Source organism: Flavobacterium lacus (assembly GCF_003268815.1).
Classification (GTDB): domain Bacteria; phylum Bacteroidota; class Bacteroidia; order Flavobacteriales; family Flavobacteriaceae; genus Flavobacterium; species Flavobacterium lacus.
This window is the reverse complement of record NZ_QLSV01000006.1, coordinates 64410-83474: the sequence shown is the minus strand read 5'-3', so window position 1 is coordinate 83474 and position 19065 is coordinate 64410. Positions and strand designations below refer to the sequence as shown.

Genomic DNA, 19065 nt, shown 5'->3' with positions numbered 1-19065 from the left:
TTACAAGTTATCGACACTTAATTAAGATCTTAAGATAAAGAGAGGCATAAATTTAGTTTAATCATTTTTAAAATTTTTTTAATTTAAAGGAAATAATTTTAACACTTATTTTTTAATAATGTTATTAATGCTACTTCTTAATTTTTTTTACTAATGTTATTTAAATAAATTTGGAATTCTTCTTCATTCATTACTTTGTATTCTTTGAAGTCAAACTTTATATCTTCATTTAAATCAAAAATTATTTTTTTTACACCATATACCACATTTCGTTCTTGTAGCTCTAAAATCAATCCAGGTAAATTACCGTATCCATTGGGGCCAAAAGGAAAAGGTAATTGAGGACAAAACCATGCAATTACTGGATGTGTAAATATCCCAACACCATTTTCAACGATATATTCATTTGTGGCCTTATAACAAATATAACCATCAATCACTTTTTGCTCATCTAGGATTTTCCAATTTTTTTTTGGTGGTTTTTTTATAATTAATTTTCCTATATGGCTATCTATTTTTGTAAAAACAGAAATACTATCTTGATAAATTTCACCCATATAATTGGCGTAAGATAAAGCATACCCATATCCGTATTTATCTAGTTGAAGATTTTTACTAACTTCAAAATGTGAATTAATACCATCTATAGTAAGTGTAAATTCTATATTTTTTGTACTCTCGACAGCTCTTTGATAATTTTTTAAAACGTTTTGGTTTTTTTTCATGTAATCTTCTTGAGCAATAGTAATTTCATAAATTATTTTACCTTTTTTTTCAATTATTTGAGAAAAAAGAGAATTCGATATCAGTATTATTAATAGTATAATTTTCATAATAATGTTAAAAAATGTCCTAAAAGTAAATAAGCTATTTACTTTTAGGACGTTAAGAATTTAGGTTAATCAATACTAGTATTTATTCCAACAGCATCGACACATTCAATCCATTGCATTCTAGACCTGAAGTAGGCTTGATAATGAGATGCTCCGTTTTCTATTTCTAAATTATAAACAGCTTGAGCCTCAGCTTCACAATTAGGGGTAGTTAATTCTTTCACTTCGACATCATTCGCCATCGAACCCACCGAAAACGCCATTATTGCGAAAGCACTAAACATAAATTTTTTCATTTTTTAAAATTTAAAGTTAAAACTAATTTTTTGGTTAACCGAGATAAAATTGAAAAAAAAAAAAAATGGAATCAAAAATTTTTCTTGCTATTTTAACTTTTCATTAACAAGAAAGGCACTTTTTATACAGAATATGTTAAGGGTTTTGTTAAATATTTAAATTTCACTATATCAATTAGTTGGAATTAAAAAAATAGTAATAGATTTTTTAAAATAGGATACAGTTGCTTTTTTTATGATACATCACAGTCTTACATTTATGAAAAAACTTTGTAGAGAGGTTTGACTATTACGTTTTCACTTTTAAGGGTATTGTTCAGGGTATCGGAAACTGTTCCTGTGAGTGATTGAGAAAAACTTACTAGAGTATTTAAAAGTAAAAAAAATATAAATAAATGTTTCAACATTAAAATTAAATAAAGCTATTCTTTAGTACGCATTTGTTCATTCATTTGTTTTGTTTTTTCTTCAAGCATTTCTTCCTTTAATTTATTAAATTCTTCATAACTAACAGTCTCTTTTCCCGTAGGTTGTTTAATTAGTTTTTCATCAACATCAAATTTAATTGAGGTGGCAACCAATTTAACATCCAAGTATGAAATTTCGAGTATTAAACCCGGTAAATTATTAAAGTAAACCGGACCAGCATTTACCGGAATTTCAGGACAAAACCAAGCGGTAACATCAAAATTAATCAACTTACCTTTGCTATGATAGTAATTATTTCCTTTTGAAACAGCCTTATAGCACAACTTATCGTCAATTACTTTAGTTTCTGATTGAATTTCCCAATTAGAAATAAAATCTCTTTTAATGAGGAATTGATCTTTGTCAAAAAAAATAAAATTGGGACTGTTTTTATAAACAATTTCTTTTTTATTGAAATTTGTAAATAAAGGCATGCTATATAGTGGTTTTGTTAAAGCTAATTGATATGACAAATTAGAGTTATCAATGCCATCTTCGGCAATAAAATAGGACAATGAATCTTTTACATAAAGATTAAAATTAACTTGGCCACTCTTTTTGTAAACACCTGCCATAATTTTTTTATATTCACTACTGCCTGAATCATCTTGCTCAGCAAAGAACAAAGTATATTTAATAGTAAATTTCTTTTCCTGAGAAAAAACTACTAGTAAATTAAATAAACTTATTAAAAATAAAAAAATTTTCATATCATAAAAAAACAAAAATCATTCTCGTTGCATCATTAACTTAGCATTTCTTTCATTATACAATTCATTATATTTTTCTAAAGATATTGTTTCTCCTTTGTTTGGTTTAGTTATTTTTTCAGAAAGCTTATTTAAGTCAAATGCCGACGCATGATAGATTATTTTATTATTTTCATTAAGTTCTAATATCAACCCAGGCAAACCACCATAGCCTTTTGGACCAAAACTAACCGGAATTTGAGGGCAATACCAAGCTATGTTAGTATAAACAATTTTTCTACCGTTAACTATTTTTTCTTTTTTGGAAATGGCTTTATTACAAATAAAATTATCAATTGTTTTTTGCTCATCTATCAGTTCCCAATCATCAAAATTATACTGTACCAAAAACTCATTATCTTTGAATAATGGACTGTTCTTTTGAAAGGTAGTAAACAATACTGTTTTGTCTATTCGATTTGAGTAAATAGGATAGTTTGCTAATGCTACGGACTTTGCAAAAAGCCATTTTTTATTATCAAGCCCACTGTATTCCATAACAGTGAAGTTCGATTCATCTTTTGTAAAATAGAGCTTCATCGTTAACAATAATGTTCCTTCTCTAATTTCATTAAATTTTTTTTTGAATTTTTCGATTTTTTCAATTTGCTCATCGATTGGGAAAGTTACTTTATAGGTCACTTCGCCATTATTTATTTGCGAGTAAATGTTTTGAAAGAATAAAACAACTAAAATAATTTTAAATTTCATCGTATATTCAATTTTTAAACCGTCTACTTCGTATTGCATCGTCCATCTCTTGCTCTATTTTCATATTCAATTCCTCTAGCGTAATTTTTTTATGTTTATTTAAAAAATCAAAATCAATTGCTTCCGTTGAATTCATCTCAACTTTTGAGGCCAAAAAAGTAGCATTTCTTATTCTGATTTCAAGAATTAATCCAGGTAGACCTCCATAGCCCATTGGACCAACAGAATAAGGTAACTCCGGACAGAACCACGCATGAATTGGATGTCTAAAAACCAAATCTTTGTGTTTTATCAACTTTATTCCTTTTGCAAGATAACATGTGTAACCGTCAATTATTTTTTTCTCTGTAGTAATTTCCCAATCGGAGTAAAAATCTTTATAAGAAAATACATTTTCATAGGAATTAAAACTATAAACCCGATTCTTTGTCTGATAAATAACACCTGTATAGCCGGCCATTATAAAATATTTATTTTTATCCGCAGACTTATTTTTATAAGTTTCTAAATAAAAAACGGTAGTCGAATCATTTTTTAACAGAGCAAATGAATAATCATTATACTCTTGTAAAGACTCTAGATAGAGTTCATTATTAATATCTGATATACCTCGCTTCTCGACACCTTTTTCATAGATATCATCTTTATCAATTACAACATTATAATTGATTTTAATAGAATTCTGGCTAAAAAGAATAGTGCTAATTAGCCAAAAAACTACAGTGAAAAATTGTTTATATATTACAATCATTATTGCTTATTAATTTAATCTAGTGATGTGTTTCTCATACAACTAAAATAAGTTTGATATCCAATTGCTGAAGCTTGCTCATGAGTTGCACCTCCTTGTATTGCATTATTATAAGCTGTAACTCGCTCATTATAGCAAGTTTCGTGATTATTTACAATGACTCCTAATTTTAAAGAACGTGAACATTTTCAACTAAAAGTTTATTAACTTGAATAGTATTCCCCAAACTACTCTCCGAAAATGCCATCATCGCGATAGCACTAATCATAAATTTTTACTTACGAGATTTTTTTGTTTTTAGGTGTTCGTGAATCTTCGATTTCATTTTTCTGAATTTAGCGTTAAACCAACTATTTTACTTAACAATGATAAAATTGCAAAAAGAAAAATCGCAATCAAAAATTTTTCTAACTAATTTAACTTTTCACTAACAAGAAAGGCACTTTTTATACAGAATATGTTAAGGGTTTTTTAAAATATAAAAAAACAATAATCTTTTTAATGAATAAACAGTTTTTTTACTTTTTATAATACGCTTGAATCATTTTATGATACTCTTCCAAAGTTATCATCTTATCTTTTCGATTAGGTTTTGCTAATCTTGAAGTAGTTCCTAAAGATGTAAACTTAATTATCGTTGCTCCGTAAGTTATATTTCGTTCTTGCAATTCTAAAATCATACCCGGTAATCCACCATAGGTTAATGGCCCGTATGATAATGGTATTTGTGGCGTATACCAAGCTATGATTGGAAATTTAAAAACGCCATACGCTCCTCTGTCGGCAATATAATAAGAAGTGGCTTTGTAGCATAAAAATTCACCTATCATTTTGGTTTCATTATGTAATTCCCAATTCGTGTTTTTTTGTTCTTTTACCATAAACTTTCCAAAAGTATCATCTTCTACCGGTCTTATACTATAAAGTGAATCCTTTTCTTTGTAATAGAACGTTTTTTTTGAACTTTTTTTTGAATCAATTGTCATCTTATCTTTTAGATAAAAGACATATTCTTTTTCATTGAATTCTAATAAATACTGTTCCGCCTCTGTCTCATTCTTAAATTCCTCGACCATTTTCTTATCTAATGTTTCCAAAATTTCATCGGAACCAAATACTACTTTGTATTCTACAAAACCTGATTTACTTTGAGAAAATACATTTGATAATGAGAAAATTGACACTAATACTATATAATAATAATTCATGGTTTTTGGCTAAAATACACGATTGTAATGTTTCTATTTTAATATATAATCGTAAGAAACATATTTTTATTATTCTCTTCGACTAGATTGAATTTTTAATGTTCTTTCGCGTAAAATCGACAAGTATTTTTCATTCGTTATTATTTCGCCTTTTTCAGGTAAAAGAATAGTGCGTTTTTTTGTTAATTCATCAATTTTTTCTGCAATAAATACTGTTTTATTAACTTTTAGCTGTATGATTAAACCAGGTAAATTACCAAATCCTTTTGGCCCTGCTGAAACAGGTAATTCCGGGGTAAACCAAGCTTCAACAAGAACATCTTTGTTTGTTCCTATGTTATCTTTATTGAGAATAGTAAAAGCATAATTACATTTTAAGTCACCGATTACTTTGACACTATCAACGATGGTCCAATTTGTTACAGTTTCATCCTTTACGATAAATTCATTCTTTTTAAACATATCATTTTGTGAAATCTCAGTATAGTTTTCTTTAGTTTTAAAATCCGAATAAAATATATTATCCGCATCTGCAAAAACAGATGCTATTTCTAAACCTTCACTCTTTATACCTTGATTGTTTTTATAAAACTTTGATCTTCCATCTGAATAATTCAATGTAAATTTCATCTGCTTTTCCGCTTCTTTTGCCATTTCAATCAATGGAGAAACATAATCGTTTTTCATCTCTTTTTCTTCAAAAACGAACTCTACTCGATATATAACATCTAAGTTTATTTGTGCTGAAAGCGATAAAAAACTTAAATAAAACAGGTAGCTAATTTTTTTCATTTATTACTATCTTCAATAATCTAAAGTTGATTTTTTTTTCAAAAGTAAGAGTAGATGTTCCAGCTGCAGCTTTCTACATAAAATTCAACCCGCTACAAAAAGGCCGAATGTCTATAGAATTTACAATGTAATGGACATCAACCAATCACAACATCATTTCTTCCACCGCATCGTCTCCATCAGCGTTTGCATATCATCCTTAATGTAACTTGCCGCCGGCATGATGGAATCAAAATTAGGTTTGGCATAAAAATAAACCGAGCCATTTACAAAGTGTTGAATGCTGTCGGTTAAGTAAAATTGCGTATTAGTAGCGGCATTTCCTCCTACTTGATAAAACATGCCGTAGACTTTATCTTTCGTGTTGATAAAAGGCGTTTCCACAATGTCATCGGCTTTAATCACATGCTCGTAGGTGAGTTTTTGTGCCTCTTTCAATAACTCATCAATGTTGTTATCCACTTTTCGATACGTGAGATAAACCGTAGCTTTCATTTTTGGGTACTGAATCGTGACATCGCAATTGTCTTTCACATTCACTTTCGTAGCAGTGTTATGATCAAAGTTAAAATCACACGGACTATCAAACTGCATGTAATTGGCCATTTCATAATCCAATCGCAATTGAGCAGAAGGTTTTGGCAAAACATCCTCTTTGCACCCTATCACCAATGAAAAAGAAAATAGCAACCCGAAATATACAATCGATTTACGCATCTAAAGTAACTTTAATTTGTTTTACTCGTTTTTTGTCTACCGATTCAATGGTAAACAAACATATATCAAAACTGATTTTTTGTCCTTTTTTAGGAAATGTTCCGATAATTTCTAAAATAAATCCGGCTAAGGTTTCAGCTTCACCTTTTTTATCTTCAAATAAATCTTCATCAACATCTACAATTCTGTAAAAATCTTTCAGGTTTATTTTCCCTTCAAATAAAAAATTCTTGTCGTCTATTTGTGAATAGTTGATGTTCTCATCGTCAAATTCATCGCTGATATCGCCCACAATTTCTTCGATAATATCTTCTAAAGTTATCACTCCGGATGTGCCGCCATATTCATCCACCACAATGGCCAAATGGTTTTTCATCCCTTGAAAATCTTTCAATAAATTGTCTAACTTTTTATTTTCAGGCACAAAAAACGGATCCCGTAGTAAGGTTATCCAATTAAAATCGGTTTTGTCAATGTGTGGCAACAAATCTTTGACATACAAAACGCCTTCCACCTGATCAATATTGTCTCGGTACACAGGAATTCTGGAATAACCTTTGTCTAAAATTTTAGGTAAAATTTCTTTAAACGATTCATCAATTTCAAGAGCAAAGACATCAATTCGCGGACTCATCACCTGACTCGTATCGGTATTTCCAAAGGAAACAATGCCTTCCAGAATTTTTTGTTCTTCGTCAGTGGTGTCTTCCGAAGAAGTTAATTCCAACGCCTGCGACAATTGATTAACGGAAATATTTGTCTTTTGTTTGCCTAATTTATTTTCAAAATAAATGGTTACGGCTCGCATCGGCATGTTGATGGGCGACAAAAGCACATTGAGAATATGAATCGGCCGTGCCACCATTTTGGCGAATTTGATATTGTTTCGATTGGCATATACTTTGGGTAAAATTTCACCGAAGAGTAAGATTAAAAAGGTAACCACACCAACTTCAATAGTAAACTGCAACCAATCGGGATAAATAGTTCCCAACAAATCATTTTTGATAAACGAAAAGATGATTACTATGCCAATATTAATAAAATTGTTGACTATCAATAAGGTAGCCAACAATTTTTTAGGTCTTTTTAATAAGTCGGAAATTAAGTTTCCCTTGGTTTCATTTTGCTCAATGGCTTCCTCAATGTTTTTTTGAGAAAGCGAGAAAAGAGCCACTTCCGAACCGGAAACCATTGCAGAAAAAAACAATAAAACAATAATACTAATTACTCCAAAGAGTAAACTTGTATTGACTAATTCCAGAAAACTCGCGGGGTCTGCGTCCAAATTTTTAAAAATTGGTTAAACATTAATACGGCAGGTCATCATTGTCTGAATTTCTTCCGCTTTGGTTGTCAAAATTAGTGTTTTTATTTGAATCCTGATTTTGTTTATTCAATTCCGTTTCTTTTTTAGTTGTTAAAAAAGTAAACTCAGTGACTTGAATTTCAGTAGTGTATTTGGTCTGACCGTCTTCGGCCTGCCATTGTCTGGACTTAATCCTTCCTTCCACATAAATTTTATCTCCTTTTGAAAGGTATTTTTCGCAAATTTCAGCAGCTTTGTTTCGCACCACCAAATTATGCCATTCCGTTGAAGTTAATTTTTCGTTGGTTGTTTTGTTGATATAAACTTCGTTGGTTGCCAATGGAAATCTGCCAATGCAATTTCCACCATCAAAATAGTGCATTTTTACGTCGTCGCCTAAGTGACCTATTAACATCACTTTATTTAAAGTTCCATTCATAATATTCTTGAGTTGTTTTTTGGATTATATCAAAGTTACAAATTTAATAACAGTTTAGAAATTCTTTTCAATAAAATTAAAAATTACAATTGGGAATGGAAGTGCTCTAAGGGCATCTTTGGAGATTCCTTTTTCAATTTTTCCTTCCACTTTTAGTTCCCAAAACCTGATTTTCAGTCGTTGATGTGATAAGATGTGTACAACACTTTTTTCATCATAGGCTTTAATGGAAATTAATTTATTTGTAAGAAAAGAGGCGATAGAAACTTGTCTAGTTAATTCTTTTTCATTGAGTTCATGTTCCGATTCAATCAACGGAAATTCATATAAATTATGCCAAATTCCTTTTGCAGTTCTTTGTTGAATTAGGGAATGACTTTTATCGTCTTCAAAAACCAAATAATTAAAAAAGCGTTCGGTTACTTTCGTTTTTTTTAATTTTACAGGAAGCAAAGCCACTTTATTCTTTTGTAATGCCGCACAACTATCATTAAAAACACACATCGAACAATTTGGGCTTTTTGGAACACATTGCAAGGCTCCAAATTCCATCAAGGCTTGATTAAACAAATCCGGTTGCTTATTATCAATAAGTTCATTGGCCAAAGCCGTAAATTCTTTTTTGGCTGTAGCCGATGAAATATCAGTTTCCACATCAAAATAACGAGCCAAGACCCGAAATACATTTCCATCCACAACGGGAACAACTTCTTTTTGACTAAACGAGGCAATCGCGGCAGCCGTGTAAGTTCCAATTCCTTTTAATGTTAATAACTCAAGATACGTTTTTGGAAATGTTCCGTTTCGTTCAAATACAATAATTTGTGCTGTTTTATGCAAATTTCTCCCTCTTGAATAATAGCCTAATCCTTGCCAAAGTTTCAAAACTTGTTCTTCAGATGCATTTGCTAAATCAAAAACGGTTGGAAAAGTTTCGATAAATCGTTCATAATAAGGTAAACCTTGAGCCACCCGCGTTTGTTGCAAAATGATTTCCGAGAGCCATATTTTGTAAGGATTTGTGGTGTTTCGCCATGGTAAATCGCGTTTGTTTTCTAAATACCATTGAATAAGCCGATTAGAAAAAGTCATAAATTTGAATTGGTTAACAAAAGTATAAGTTTATGTAATTAAATTTTAATCAATTATGCTTGAATATTTGTTTTTTTAATTTGTATATTTGCACTCTCAAAAATTTACACATAAAATTAAATACGCAAGAAAATGACGAAAGCAGATATCGTAGCGAAGATTTCAGAAAAATTAGGACTTGAAAAAGGAGATGTTCAAGCAACAGTAGAGTCTTTTATGGAAGAAGTTAAAAACTCATTAGAAACTGGAGACAATGTTTACCTAAGAGGTTTTGGAAGTTTTATCATCAAAACAAGAGCTGAAAAAACAGGAAGAAACATTTCAAAAAACACAACAATCAAAATTCCTGCTCACAACATTCCGGCATTCAAACCTGCAAAAGTATTTGTAGAAGGTGTGAAAACCAACACTGAAGTAGCAGTATAACTCATTTATTAATACCAAAAAGATCACACTATGCCAAGTGGAAAAAAGAGAAAAAGACATAAGGTAGCAACGCACAAACGTAAGAAAAGAGCGAGAGCTAACCGTCACAAAAAGAAAAAGTAGTTCTAAACTACTTTTTTCTTTTACAAGAAGTTCTTTGAAATGAAACAGTAAAAAACAATAACTGTTTCACCGGGTACAAACTACCTGTTTAAAATATTGTTTAATCCATCTGTACAATTCGGTTTTTTAAGATGGTAAAAGGCAATTGGTAATTGGTAAAAGGTAATTGGAGTTGAATTAATTGTGTTTTGCAATTCTTTTTTCACTAATTATCCGCAACCCATCACCCATTACCCATCACCCATCACCAAACTAAAAGGTATAGATAAAAATTTACACCGTGAATAAAGAATTGATCATCAGGTCAGGTTCTGAAGCTGTAGATTTTGCCTTATTAAAAGATGGAAAACTAGTAGAATTACACAAAGAAGAGGAGCAAAAGAGCGGCTTTCAAGTGGGTGATATTTTTATTGCCAAAATCAGAAAACCGGTTCCGGGGCTTAATGCGGCTTTTGTAAATTTAGGCTTTGAAAAAGATGCCTTTTTACACTACCACGATCTAGGACCCAACTTATCTTCGATGTTGAAATTCACAAAACTTGTAAGCACAGGTAAACAAAAAGATTTCTCCCTTAAAAACTTTCAGTTTGAAAAAGAAATCGACAAAGACGGTACCATCACAGATGTGTTGAGTGCCAACCAGTCGGTTTTAGTACAAATCGTTAAAGAACCTATTTCAACCAAAGGTCCAAGAATTAGCTCCGAGCTTTCCTTGGCAGGAAGATATATTGTTCTGGTTCCCTTTTCTGACCGCGTTTCTGTTTCTCAAAAAATAGAATCGAAAGAAGAAAAAGACCGTTTAAAGAAACTTGTACAATCGATCAAACCAAAAGGATTTGGTGTTATTGTTCGCACAGTAGCAGAAGGCAAAAAAATAGCCGAACTAGACCAAGACATGCAGAATTTACTCAGTAAATGGACTGCCATGTGTAAAAAATTACCAACAGCTCATCATCCGTCAAAAGTATTAAGTGAAATGAACAGAGCTTCATCAATACTGAGAGACGTGTTTAATGATTCCTTTACCGGAATTTATATAGACGATGAAGAGTTGTTTGAGCAAACCAAAGAATCAATTGAAGAAATTGATCCTTCAAAAGTCAACATTGTCAAATTGTACCAATCAAAAGAGTTACCCATCTTTGAAAAATACCATATCGAAAGACAAATAAAAACCTCTTTCGGCAAAACGGTATCGATGAGTAAAGGAGCTTATTTGATTATTGAACACACGGAAGCTCTTCATGTCATCGATGTGAATAGTGGAAATCGTTCCAATAAAGCTCAAAATCAAGAAGACACAGCCTTAGAAGTAAACATGATTGCCGCAGCAGAAGTTGCCAGACAATTGCGTTTGCGAGACATGGGCGGAATTATTGTTGTCGATTTTATCGATATGCAAAATCCCGAAAACCGTAAAGTCCTTTTTGATTTCTTGCGAGAGGAAATGAGTGATGACAAAGCAAAACACAAAATCTTACCGCCAAGTAAGTTTGGATTAATCCAAATCACGCGACAACGCGTAAGACCGGAAGTTAACATTAAAACAAGAGAAGAAGACCCTAACAACGAAAATGGAGAAATTGACGCTCCAATTCAAGTTATCGACAAAATCAATCTCGATGTTGAACGACTAAAAAATCACAAAAAATTGGTGCTTAATGCCCATCCTTTTGTGGCCGCATACCTAACCAAAGGTTTTCCATCATTACGTTCAAAATGGTTTTTTGAACATAAAAAATGGGTGAAAATTATACCTCGTGATGCTTACACGTTTTTACAATACCAATTTTATGATAAAGAAGGTAATGTAATAAAAGAATAAAAACAAACGTCTGCCTTTTGGTAGGCGTTTTTTTTTGCTTATTTTCTATAAATTTGTTTATTCGGTTTCGCCACGAATTATGCGAATTGCACTAATTTTGAAACTTATTTTTGCAACTTTTGATGAAATTTCAATTACTAATTATTATTATTTTTTGGATAATTTACCAAAATACAACTTCAGCTCAATCGGGTTGCACAGATGTTTTGGCTAGAAATTACGATGCAAATGCAATTGAAAATGATGGACATTGTTGTTATAAACGATTAAAAATAAAGAAATTTACTTCTGTTATTTTAAGCGACACGCTCAACGAAACTTCAGGTTTGGTGGAATGGGAAAGTCATCTTTACACACATAATGACGACACAGATTTACATCTTTATCAATTGGATAAAAAGGGTGCTATCACAAAAAAGATAAAATTAAGCGGCGTTAAAAACAAAGATTGGGAAGAACTCACACAAGACAAAACCCATTTTTATTTGGGCGATTTTGGGAATAATGCGAGCGGAAACCGAAGTGATTTAACCATTTATAAAATTGCAAAAGATTCCTTATTTGATAATCCAAAAATAGAAACGATAACTTTTTCTTACCCAGAACAAACTTATTTTTCCAAACAAAAAAGCAACAGAACCGACTTTGATTGCGAAGCTTTTATCGCCACAGAAAATGAATTGATTTTGTTTACCAAACAATGGAAAAACAAAAAGTCTACTGTGTATCGTTTGCCGAAAACACCTGGAAATTATGTTGCAGAATACATTATAACCTTGAAAGTAAAAGGCTTAATTACCGGAGCTACTTTTGTAGAAGAGAAAAACCTCATCGCTCTTTGTGGTCACAACAAAAAACTGAAGCCTTTTATGTATTTAATTACTGATTTAAACGCTTTTAATTTTGAAAAAGCTAATCAGCGAAAAATAAAACTCAAATTACCTTTTCATCAAATTGAAGCCATCAGTACAACCAACGGAATTGATTTTTATTTAACTAACGAACGTTTTTCCAGAAAAGTAATTGGCACAATTGAACAACAACTGCATTATTTTTCGCTGGTACAGAATTAATTCACCAAATGATGTTAAACTATATTATCAAAATAAAATGTATATTTTTTACTATTTTGTAAAATTAATTCAATTTATCCTTTCTTTTATCCCAAGAATACTATCAATTCTTAAAAAAACATTTACCTTTGCTTTTGAATACCAAGCATAGCCAAAAACAACATAACTACCTGTTTATCAATTATTTTGTTATTAATCTTAATAAGATTGTCTATGAAAAAAATTCTACTTCTTTTTTTAATTGTAAATTGTTTTTTGTCAACTGCTCAAGTTGGAGTTGGAACGACCACTCCTAATGCAACTTTAGATGTTACAGCAACTAACCCAACCGGACCTTCAACAAACGTTGATGGAATTCTTATTCCAAGAATTTCAAGACAAAGGGCTCAAATAATGACCGGTACGCCAACATCTACTTTAGTTTATATTGATGAAATAGCAAGTGGAACCGCTTCCGGAACAACTGTTAATGTAACTTCTGTAGGTTTTTACTTTTTCAATGGAACCATTTGGGAAAAAATTGCCGCTGGGTTAAGTACAGATTGGTCTTTAGTTGGCAATAGTGGAACTTCTTCCAGCACTAATTTTTTGGGTACAACTGACAATACTGATTTAATATTCAGAAGAAATAATTTGAGAGCGGGAAGACTAGGCACAGACAATACTTCATTTGGTTTAAATTCCTTAAATGCAGCAACAACAGGAACAAGAAATACTGCTATTGGAGCTAATGTATTAAATGCAAACACAACCGGGACAAGAAACACTGCGATTGGAGAAAACACTTTAGTTTCTAATACAACCGGTGGAGAGAATGTTGCTATGGGTGCAGGTACTTTATTCAGTAATACAATAGGAAATCAAAATACTTCTGTAGGGAGAAATGCTATGACAACCAATTCAACAGGAAGTTCAAATACTGCCCTTGGTTATCTTGCATTAAGAGATAACTCTTCGGGCGATTTTAACACCGCCGTTGGAAGATCTTCCTTAATTAACAATTCAACAGGCTTTGAAAATTCCTCTGTAGGAGTAAACAGTTTATTTACTAATTCAACTGGTCAAAGAAATAGTGCATTTGGAGTTCAATCCAGTAGAGACAACACAACCGGGTCAAACAACACAGCAATTGGATTTCAAGCACTTTACAGCAACACAACCGGAAGTAGCAATGTAGCTATTGGAAATCAAGCTGGTTATTTTGAAACTGGGAGCAATCGTTTATACATAGAGAATTCCAACGCTAATGCTGATAATGCTTTAATCTATGGTGATTTTACAACTGGAGCAAAAATATTACGTACAAACAGTCAATTCCAAATTGGCAATCCAACAGTAACAGGTTATTCTTTTCCAACAGCCAGACCAGCAACTGTAGCAAATCAAATTCTGCAATACAATGCTGTTGGTGCTCTGAGTTTTCAATCGCCTTCTGCCGCTCTTAACGGTTTTGCATGGCTAACAACCGGTAATGCCGGAACTGTAGCCGGAACAAATTTTATAGGAACGACTGACAATATAGATTTTAGAGTGCGAACAAACAATGCGGAACGCTTTAATTTCACAAATAATGGTAGGCTAAGAAGTTACAATGACGGAGATGCTGCACAACCAACTTACTCTTGGAATGTGGCCTCAGGATCAACCATGGGGATGTACCGAATTGGTGCAAATATTTTAGGTTTTTCAACAAATTCATTAGGAAGATTAAGAATCAATGCTTCTGGCCAAGTAATTGTAAATTCAGCAACTAGTTTTGCAACATCTACATTTTACAGCTTAGCTACCGGAAATAATGACGCAATTGATGGTAATGCGGCAGGTACAGGTTCTGCAGTATACGGCCAAAACACAGGCACAGGCGAAGGGGTTTACGGTTTAACAACTAATGCTAATGGTGTAGGCGTAGGTGGTGTCAACACAAGTACTGGTGTAGGTGTTTACGGCGAAACAGCCGGTGCTGTAGGTGCTGGACTTTTTGGCGTGGCAAACGTTGCAAATGGTGCTGGTTCTTATGGAACAAGTAATGGCGCAAATGGTATAGGTGCGATTGGTAACTCATCAGGAAATCTTGGTAGTGGTCTTTTTGGACAAGCAACAGGTACAAACGGAACCGGAGTCTATGGGTTTGCAAACAACACTGGTGGCGATGGAGTAATTGGAGAATCTACGGTAGCAAATCGATACGGTGTTTGGGGATTTAATGATAATGCAACCGGAATTGGTGTTTTTGGGAGCACAACCGGTGCAAATGCGTTTGGGGTGCGAGGCCAAAGTGCAACAACCGCAACAGGCGTAATTGGAACAAATACCGGCACAGGAAACGGTGTTTGGGGTGAAAATTCAGGAACAGGTGTCGGCGTAAGAGGTCAAAGTGTTACAACTGGAATAGGTGTTTTCGGTTTCAATAATGGTACAGGAAATGGTGTTTTAGGAAACAATACCGGAACTGGTCGCGGTGTGGAAGGTCAAAGTGCTTCAACCGGCATTGGTGTTTTTGGTTTAAACTCAGGCACGGGTGTTGGTGTGCAAGGACAAAGTGTAACAACCGGAATTGGAGTTATTGGATTCAATACCGGTACCGGCGTAGGTGTACAAGGACAAAACTCCTCAACAGGAACTGCTATTGTCGGGATTAATACAAGTTTAACCGGCGATGGCGTTGTAGGCCAAACTCCTGCCGGTTCAGCTGGTTTTGCTGTTTTTGCTAACGGCGATATGGGAGCTTCAGGAGTAAAACCTTTTTATATAGACCACCCAACTGATCCTGCAAACAAATATTTGCGTCACTTTGCCTTAGAATCAAATGAAGTACTAAATGTGTACCGTGGAAACGTTATTTTAGATATCAATGGCGAAGCAATTGTTACTCTACCCAATTATTTTGAAGCAATAAACACTAATTTCTCCTATAATCTAACATCAATTGGAGCAAAATCTGAGGTGTTTATCCAAGAAGAAATAAACAACAACCAATTCAAAATCGCCGGCGGACTTCCTAACCAGAAAATATCGTGGCAAGTGTATGCAGAACGCAACGATGCTTACTTGCGGCAATTCCCTGAAAAACGAGCCGTGGAAATAAACAAAGATTCGAATGATAGCGGAAAGTATTTGATGCCGGAATTATTTAATCAATCCAAAGAAAAAGGCATTTATCACCAAAACAATATTCAACCGGTTAATTCTTCTTCAATAAAAGAACAATCCGAAAACATCCGTTTAGAGGAAAACAAAGGAAAAAGTAATCGACAAGCAAAAAAAGAACCACAGCGAACAGATAAAGAAAAAGTAGTGGAAAATGAATAACCTAAGACCGTCTCATTTGAGGCGGTTTTTTTTATTTTAATCCCGCTCCACTTCCACTTTCCGTTTAATCTCTCCCCCATTTTCATCCACCACAGTAATATAATGAACACCTGAATTGGCTTGCATAGGCATTTCGTGAAAGTTTTGAGTGATGCCCAAATACGTATTGTTCACATACCAATACAGTTTGATGTTGGGTTGCGAATGAGCCACTTTTAAAATGACCGGTTGCACTTCACTGTCAAAATTTTTGGTTAAGTAAATTTTACTATTTGTTTTCGGATAAATAAAGTCCATAAAAGGAGTTTGATTGTCCTCACAATCTTGACGGAAAGGCGGCAAAATCCAGTAATCCATGTTTTTACTTTTGTAATACCATTCCATCACAGGAGGTAAAACAAACCAGGATTTAGTTATCATTTCATCCACATTTTCACAATTGCTGTTTACCCGAAATTGCTCTGTTTTATCCAAATGAACTAATTTATGATAGTTGCATTGTTCTGTTTGTTTGGCCGAAACCGGAATCCATTGTTTGTTTTTCGGACAATTTTCTGAAGCCAAAAAACCGCTTTTGGCACAAACTTCGGCTTCTTGCATATTGTTCAATGGTTTTTCAAACCAATTGCTTCGTGGTAATAAATTAAATACATCAAATAAAATGGGTGCAGCACTTGTTACACCGGTTAATGTTGGGCGACCTTCTCCTGTAGCATTTCCGACCCAAATTCCGACTACATATTTTGAACTTGTTCCGACAGCCCACGCATCACGATTCCCAAAACTAGTTCCTGTTTTCCAAGCAATGGGAAGCGAGGAATCATAAAAACGCCACGCTTCATCGCCTTCGGGACGGTTCACTTCCTTCATCGCTTCGTAAGTAAGATAAACCGAACCGGCTCCCACAATATTTTTTTGATAGGATAATTTTCCGAAGTCTATTTTATTTTCAACCATATAATTCAACTCCGAAAATTCATTTTTGCGGTATTGAAATTTGTTTTTTTGGTATTGATTTAATGTTCCTGTCAGACCGGAATAGGTTTTACACAAATCCCATAAATTGGTTTCTGCTCCACCCAAAATGAGTGATAATCCGTAGTGATTTGGATGTTTTTTCATCGTGCTAAAACCATATTGTTGCAATTGTTCGTAAAACCGATACACGCCAAAATCCTGCAACATTAACACAGATGGAATATTTAATGAACGTGACAAAGCACGTCTAGCAGGAACCGCTCCATCGTACGTCAAATTAAAATTTTGCGGAGTGTAGCCTGAAATTTGTGTCGGAATATCAGGAACTAAGGTGTTGGGCAACAATTCACCCTCATCTAACATTCCGGCAAAAAGCAACGGTTTCAAAATACTTCCTGAACTTCGTGGTGCCGAAATAATATCAACATCTTTTTGATGATTTTTATCGGTGGGAGCATTTCCAACATAGCCTACAATATTTCGGGTTTCAACTTCCACGACCAAAATGGCTAAGTTGTACACTTCGTTTTGTTTGAAGTGGTAATAATAATTGTGAGCTATTTGATTCAATCGTTCTTGCAAGGCAAAATCGATGGTGGTTTTCACTTTTTGACCTTCCTGTTTTTTAGCTGTTTTTTGTAATAAATGCGGAGCCATTTGCGGCAAGTCAAACGGTTTTTGTGGCAACGGTTCTTGCAACGCCATTTCGTATGAAAGTTGATCTAACACTTCATTTTCATATAATTTTGCTAATAAACGATTGCGTTTTTCGAGTAATCGTTCTTGGTTTTTTCCGGGATAAATTAGGCTTGGAGCATTCGGTAAAACAGCCAATGTAGCCGTTTCTGCCCACGATAACTGATGCGATTGCACGCCGAAATACCGCCACGACGCCATTTCTAACCCCACCACGTTGCTGCCAAACGGAGCGTGAGCCGCATACAATTTTAAAATTTCTTTTTTCGAATGACGAAGTTCTAAGCGAGTAGCCAAAACCACTTCAATGACTTTTTCAAAATACGTTCTGTTTTTTCCTTTTCGGGAAAGGCGAATGACTTGTTGAGTTAATGTACTTCCGCCACGAACAACGCGATTGGCTTTGCGGTTTTGCCGAAAGGCATTCCACATCGAAATCGGGTTAAAACCGGGATGATAGTTAAAATGTTGGTCTTCAAAAGTGATAATACATTGTTGAAATTTCTCCGGCACACTATCCGAAGCCGGAAACCGCCATTGACCATCCCGAGCAATTTTGGCTCCTAATAAATTGCCTTCTTTACTTTCAATTACGGTGGAATACGGATCGTTAAAAAGTGTTTGTGGTAAGCAAAAATAATAACCAACCAAGAAGAGCAAAATCAAAATGGATTTGATTTTGTGTTGGTTGATTTTGGTTTTGGCTTTATGGAGGTGGGGTTTGAGCACGGAGATAAAACTAATTTTTGTTGTTTATCAAAATTATTAAATTCGAAGTTTGGAGACTTCTGAGACCTGCTAGCGAGCTTTTCCAAGTCATTTGATAATTTTTATTAATTCTTTTCCTGAGTGTCTCCAGCCAACCTTAATTATATCATTACCCATCTGTTCGATAATTTTTCCTTTATTTATTATTATTCCATGAAAATCATTTGGAATTTTCTTTTTAGAATCTTTTGGTATGTATTTGATTCCAATTACATAATGAGAAAAATATCCAAACTCACATACATAAAATTCATCACCTATTGACCTGATGAATTCATCCAAAATTAACTTGCGAGTATTTTCTCCAATATTGGGTTCAAAAGGAGTCCAACAATTATTCTGAATATCTCTTCTTATATCAACATAGAGATTTGTCCAATCAATAAAATTATATTCTTTATAATATTGTTTCATAAACTAAGTTCAAAGTTAGACATCTTTAGAATCTGGCGGTTATTTGTAATTTGATGTAAAGTGAGAGATTTCAAAAAGCTGGTTAACT

General features: G+C 33.4%; 17 protein-coding genes. 4 read left to right on the top strand and 13 right to left on the bottom strand.

Annotation, left to right across the window (positions count from 1 at the left end; translation table 11 throughout):
* Positions 1 to 137 precede the first annotated feature (137 nt).
* The 11 genes from B0I10_RS07560 to mutY form a co-directional block, all read right to left on the bottom strand.
* Entirely contained in the window at positions 138 to 833 is a 696-nt protein-coding gene (locus B0I10_RS07560) for a GLPGLI family protein (RefSeq protein ID WP_112085902.1), read from the bottom strand.
* Between the two features lie 65 nt (positions 834 to 898).
* Positions 899 to 1129, bottom strand: a complete 231-nt coding sequence (locus B0I10_RS07555) for a hypothetical protein (protein WP_112085901.1) — start codon at positions 1127 to 1129, stop codon at positions 899 to 901.
* Between the two features lie 422 nt (positions 1130 to 1551).
* Positions 1552 to 2307, bottom strand: coding sequence for a GLPGLI family protein (locus B0I10_RS07550; RefSeq protein WP_112085900.1), 756 nt, complete (start codon positions 2305 to 2307; stop codon positions 1552 to 1554).
* An 18-nt stretch (positions 2308 to 2325) separates the two neighbouring features.
* Positions 2326 to 3057 (bottom strand): GLPGLI family protein, encoded by a 732-nt coding sequence (locus B0I10_RS07545; protein WP_220086197.1) that lies wholly within the window; start codon positions 3055 to 3057, stop codon positions 2326 to 2328.
* A gap of 7 nt (positions 3058 to 3064) precedes the next feature.
* A complete protein-coding gene (locus B0I10_RS07540; RefSeq protein WP_112085898.1) occupies positions 3065 to 3808 on the bottom strand; it encodes a GLPGLI family protein in 744 nt (247 codons plus the stop codon).
* Between the two features lie 518 nt (positions 3809 to 4326).
* Positions 4327 to 5016: a GLPGLI family protein gene (locus B0I10_RS07535; protein ID WP_112085897.1), complete on the bottom strand. Its 690-nt coding sequence runs from the start codon at positions 5014 to 5016 to the stop codon at positions 4327 to 4329.
* A 69-nt stretch (positions 5017 to 5085) separates the two neighbouring features.
* The gene (locus B0I10_RS07530; protein WP_112085896.1) at positions 5086 to 5808 is read right to left on the bottom strand and encodes a GLPGLI family protein; all 723 of its coding nucleotides are present in this window, start codon (positions 5806 to 5808) and stop codon (positions 5086 to 5088) included.
* 153 nt (positions 5809 to 5961) lie between these two features.
* Entirely contained in the window at positions 5962 to 6525 is a 564-nt protein-coding gene (gene gldD, locus B0I10_RS07525; RefSeq protein ID WP_112085895.1) for a gliding motility lipoprotein GldD, read from the bottom strand.
* Complete coding sequence (locus tag B0I10_RS07520; RefSeq protein WP_112085894.1) at positions 6518 to 7813, bottom strand: gliding motility-associated protein GldE; 1296 nt, start codon at positions 7811 to 7813, stop codon at positions 6518 to 6520. The genes gldD and B0I10_RS07520 overlap by 8 nt, the downstream gene beginning before the upstream one ends.
* A gap of 22 nt (positions 7814 to 7835) precedes the next feature.
* Complete coding sequence (locus B0I10_RS07515; protein WP_112085893.1) at positions 7836 to 8273, bottom strand: single-stranded DNA-binding protein; 438 nt, start codon at positions 8271 to 8273, stop codon at positions 7836 to 7838.
* 54 nt (positions 8274 to 8327) lie between these two features.
* On the bottom strand, positions 8328 to 9365 hold the full coding sequence (gene mutY, locus B0I10_RS07510; RefSeq protein ID WP_112085892.1) for an A/G-specific adenine glycosylase: 1038 nt from the start codon (positions 9363 to 9365) through the stop codon (positions 8328 to 8330).
* A 132-nt stretch (positions 9366 to 9497) separates the two neighbouring features.
* Between mutY and B0I10_RS07505 the strand changes: the two genes are divergently transcribed.
* The 4 genes from B0I10_RS07505 to B0I10_RS07490 all read left to right on the top strand — a co-directional run bounded on the left by B0I10_RS07505 (position 9498) and on the right by B0I10_RS07490 (position 16121).
* Positions 9498 to 9791: an HU family DNA-binding protein gene (locus tag B0I10_RS07505; RefSeq protein WP_112085891.1), complete on the top strand. Its 294-nt coding sequence runs from the start codon at positions 9498 to 9500 to the stop codon at positions 9789 to 9791.
* Positions 9792 to 10194: 403 nt separating this feature from the next.
* Positions 10195 to 11739: an Rne/Rng family ribonuclease gene (locus B0I10_RS07500; protein ID WP_112085890.1), complete on the top strand. Its 1545-nt coding sequence runs from the start codon at positions 10195 to 10197 to the stop codon at positions 11737 to 11739.
* Between the two features lie 122 nt (positions 11740 to 11861).
* Positions 11862 to 12812 carry a T9SS C-terminal target domain-containing protein gene (locus B0I10_RS07495; RefSeq protein WP_245942960.1) on the top strand — a complete coding sequence of 317 codons (951 nt, stop codon included), beginning with the start codon at positions 11862 to 11864 and terminating at the stop codon, positions 12810 to 12812.
* 213 nt (positions 12813 to 13025) lie between these two features.
* The gene (locus tag B0I10_RS07490; RefSeq protein WP_112085889.1) at positions 13026 to 16121 is read left to right on the top strand and encodes a beta strand repeat-containing protein; all 3096 of its coding nucleotides are present in this window, start codon (positions 13026 to 13028) and stop codon (positions 16119 to 16121) included.
* Between the two features lie 36 nt (positions 16122 to 16157).
* On the opposite strand, the gene pbpC is transcribed toward B0I10_RS07490, so the two are convergent.
* Positions 16158 to 18524, bottom strand: coding sequence for a penicillin-binding protein 1C (gene pbpC / locus B0I10_RS07485; protein WP_245942959.1), 2367 nt, complete (start codon positions 18522 to 18524; stop codon positions 16158 to 16160).
* An 87-nt stretch (positions 18525 to 18611) separates the two neighbouring features.
* The gene (locus B0I10_RS07480; protein ID WP_112085888.1) at positions 18612 to 18977 is read right to left on the bottom strand and encodes a hypothetical protein; all 366 of its coding nucleotides are present in this window, start codon (positions 18975 to 18977) and stop codon (positions 18612 to 18614) included.
* Positions 18978 to 19065: the final 88 nt, after the last annotated feature.

Bases quoted from the DNA above. Each gene is read 5' to 3' on its own strand.
- B0I10_RS07560 (WP_112085902.1), bottom strand. From the start codon at position 833: ATGAAAATTATACTATTAATAATACTGATATCGAATTCTCTTTTTTCT.
- B0I10_RS07555 (WP_112085901.1), bottom strand. From the start codon at position 1,129: ATGAAAAAATTTATGTTTAGTGCTTTCGCAATAATGGCGTTTTCGGTG.
- B0I10_RS07550 (WP_112085900.1), bottom strand. From the start codon at position 2,307: ATGAAAATTTTTTTATTTTTAATAAGTTTATTTAATTTACTAGTAGTT.
- B0I10_RS07545 (WP_220086197.1), bottom strand. From the start codon at position 3,057: ATGAAATTTAAAATTATTTTAGTTGTTTTATTCTTTCAAAACATTTAC.
- B0I10_RS07540 (WP_112085898.1), bottom strand. From the start codon at position 3,808: ATGATTGTAATATATAAACAATTTTTCACTGTAGTTTTTTGGCTAATT.
- B0I10_RS07535 (WP_112085897.1), bottom strand. From the start codon at position 5,016: ATGAATTATTATTATATAGTATTAGTGTCAATTTTCTCATTATCAAAT.
- B0I10_RS07530 (WP_112085896.1), bottom strand. From the start codon at position 5,808: ATGAAAAAAATTAGCTACCTGTTTTATTTAAGTTTTTTATCGCTTTCA.
- gldD (WP_112085895.1), bottom strand. From the start codon at position 6,525: ATGCGTAAATCGATTGTATATTTCGGGTTGCTATTTTCTTTTTCATTG.
- B0I10_RS07515 (WP_112085893.1), bottom strand. From the start codon at position 8,273: ATGAATGGAACTTTAAATAAAGTGATGTTAATAGGTCACTTAGGCGAC.
- mutY (WP_112085892.1), bottom strand. From the start codon at position 9,365: ATGACTTTTTCTAATCGGCTTATTCAATGGTATTTAGAAAACAAACGC.
- B0I10_RS07505 (WP_112085891.1), top strand. From the start codon at position 9,498: ATGACGAAAGCAGATATCGTAGCGAAGATTTCAGAAAAATTAGGACTT.
- B0I10_RS07495 (WP_245942960.1), top strand. From the start codon at position 11,862: ATGAAATTTCAATTACTAATTATTATTATTTTTTGGATAATTTACCAA.
- B0I10_RS07490 (WP_112085889.1), top strand. From the start codon at position 13,026: ATGAAAAAAATTCTACTTCTTTTTTTAATTGTAAATTGTTTTTTGTCA.
- B0I10_RS07480 (WP_112085888.1), bottom strand. From the start codon at position 18,977: ATGAAACAATATTATAAAGAATATAATTTTATTGATTGGACAAATCTC.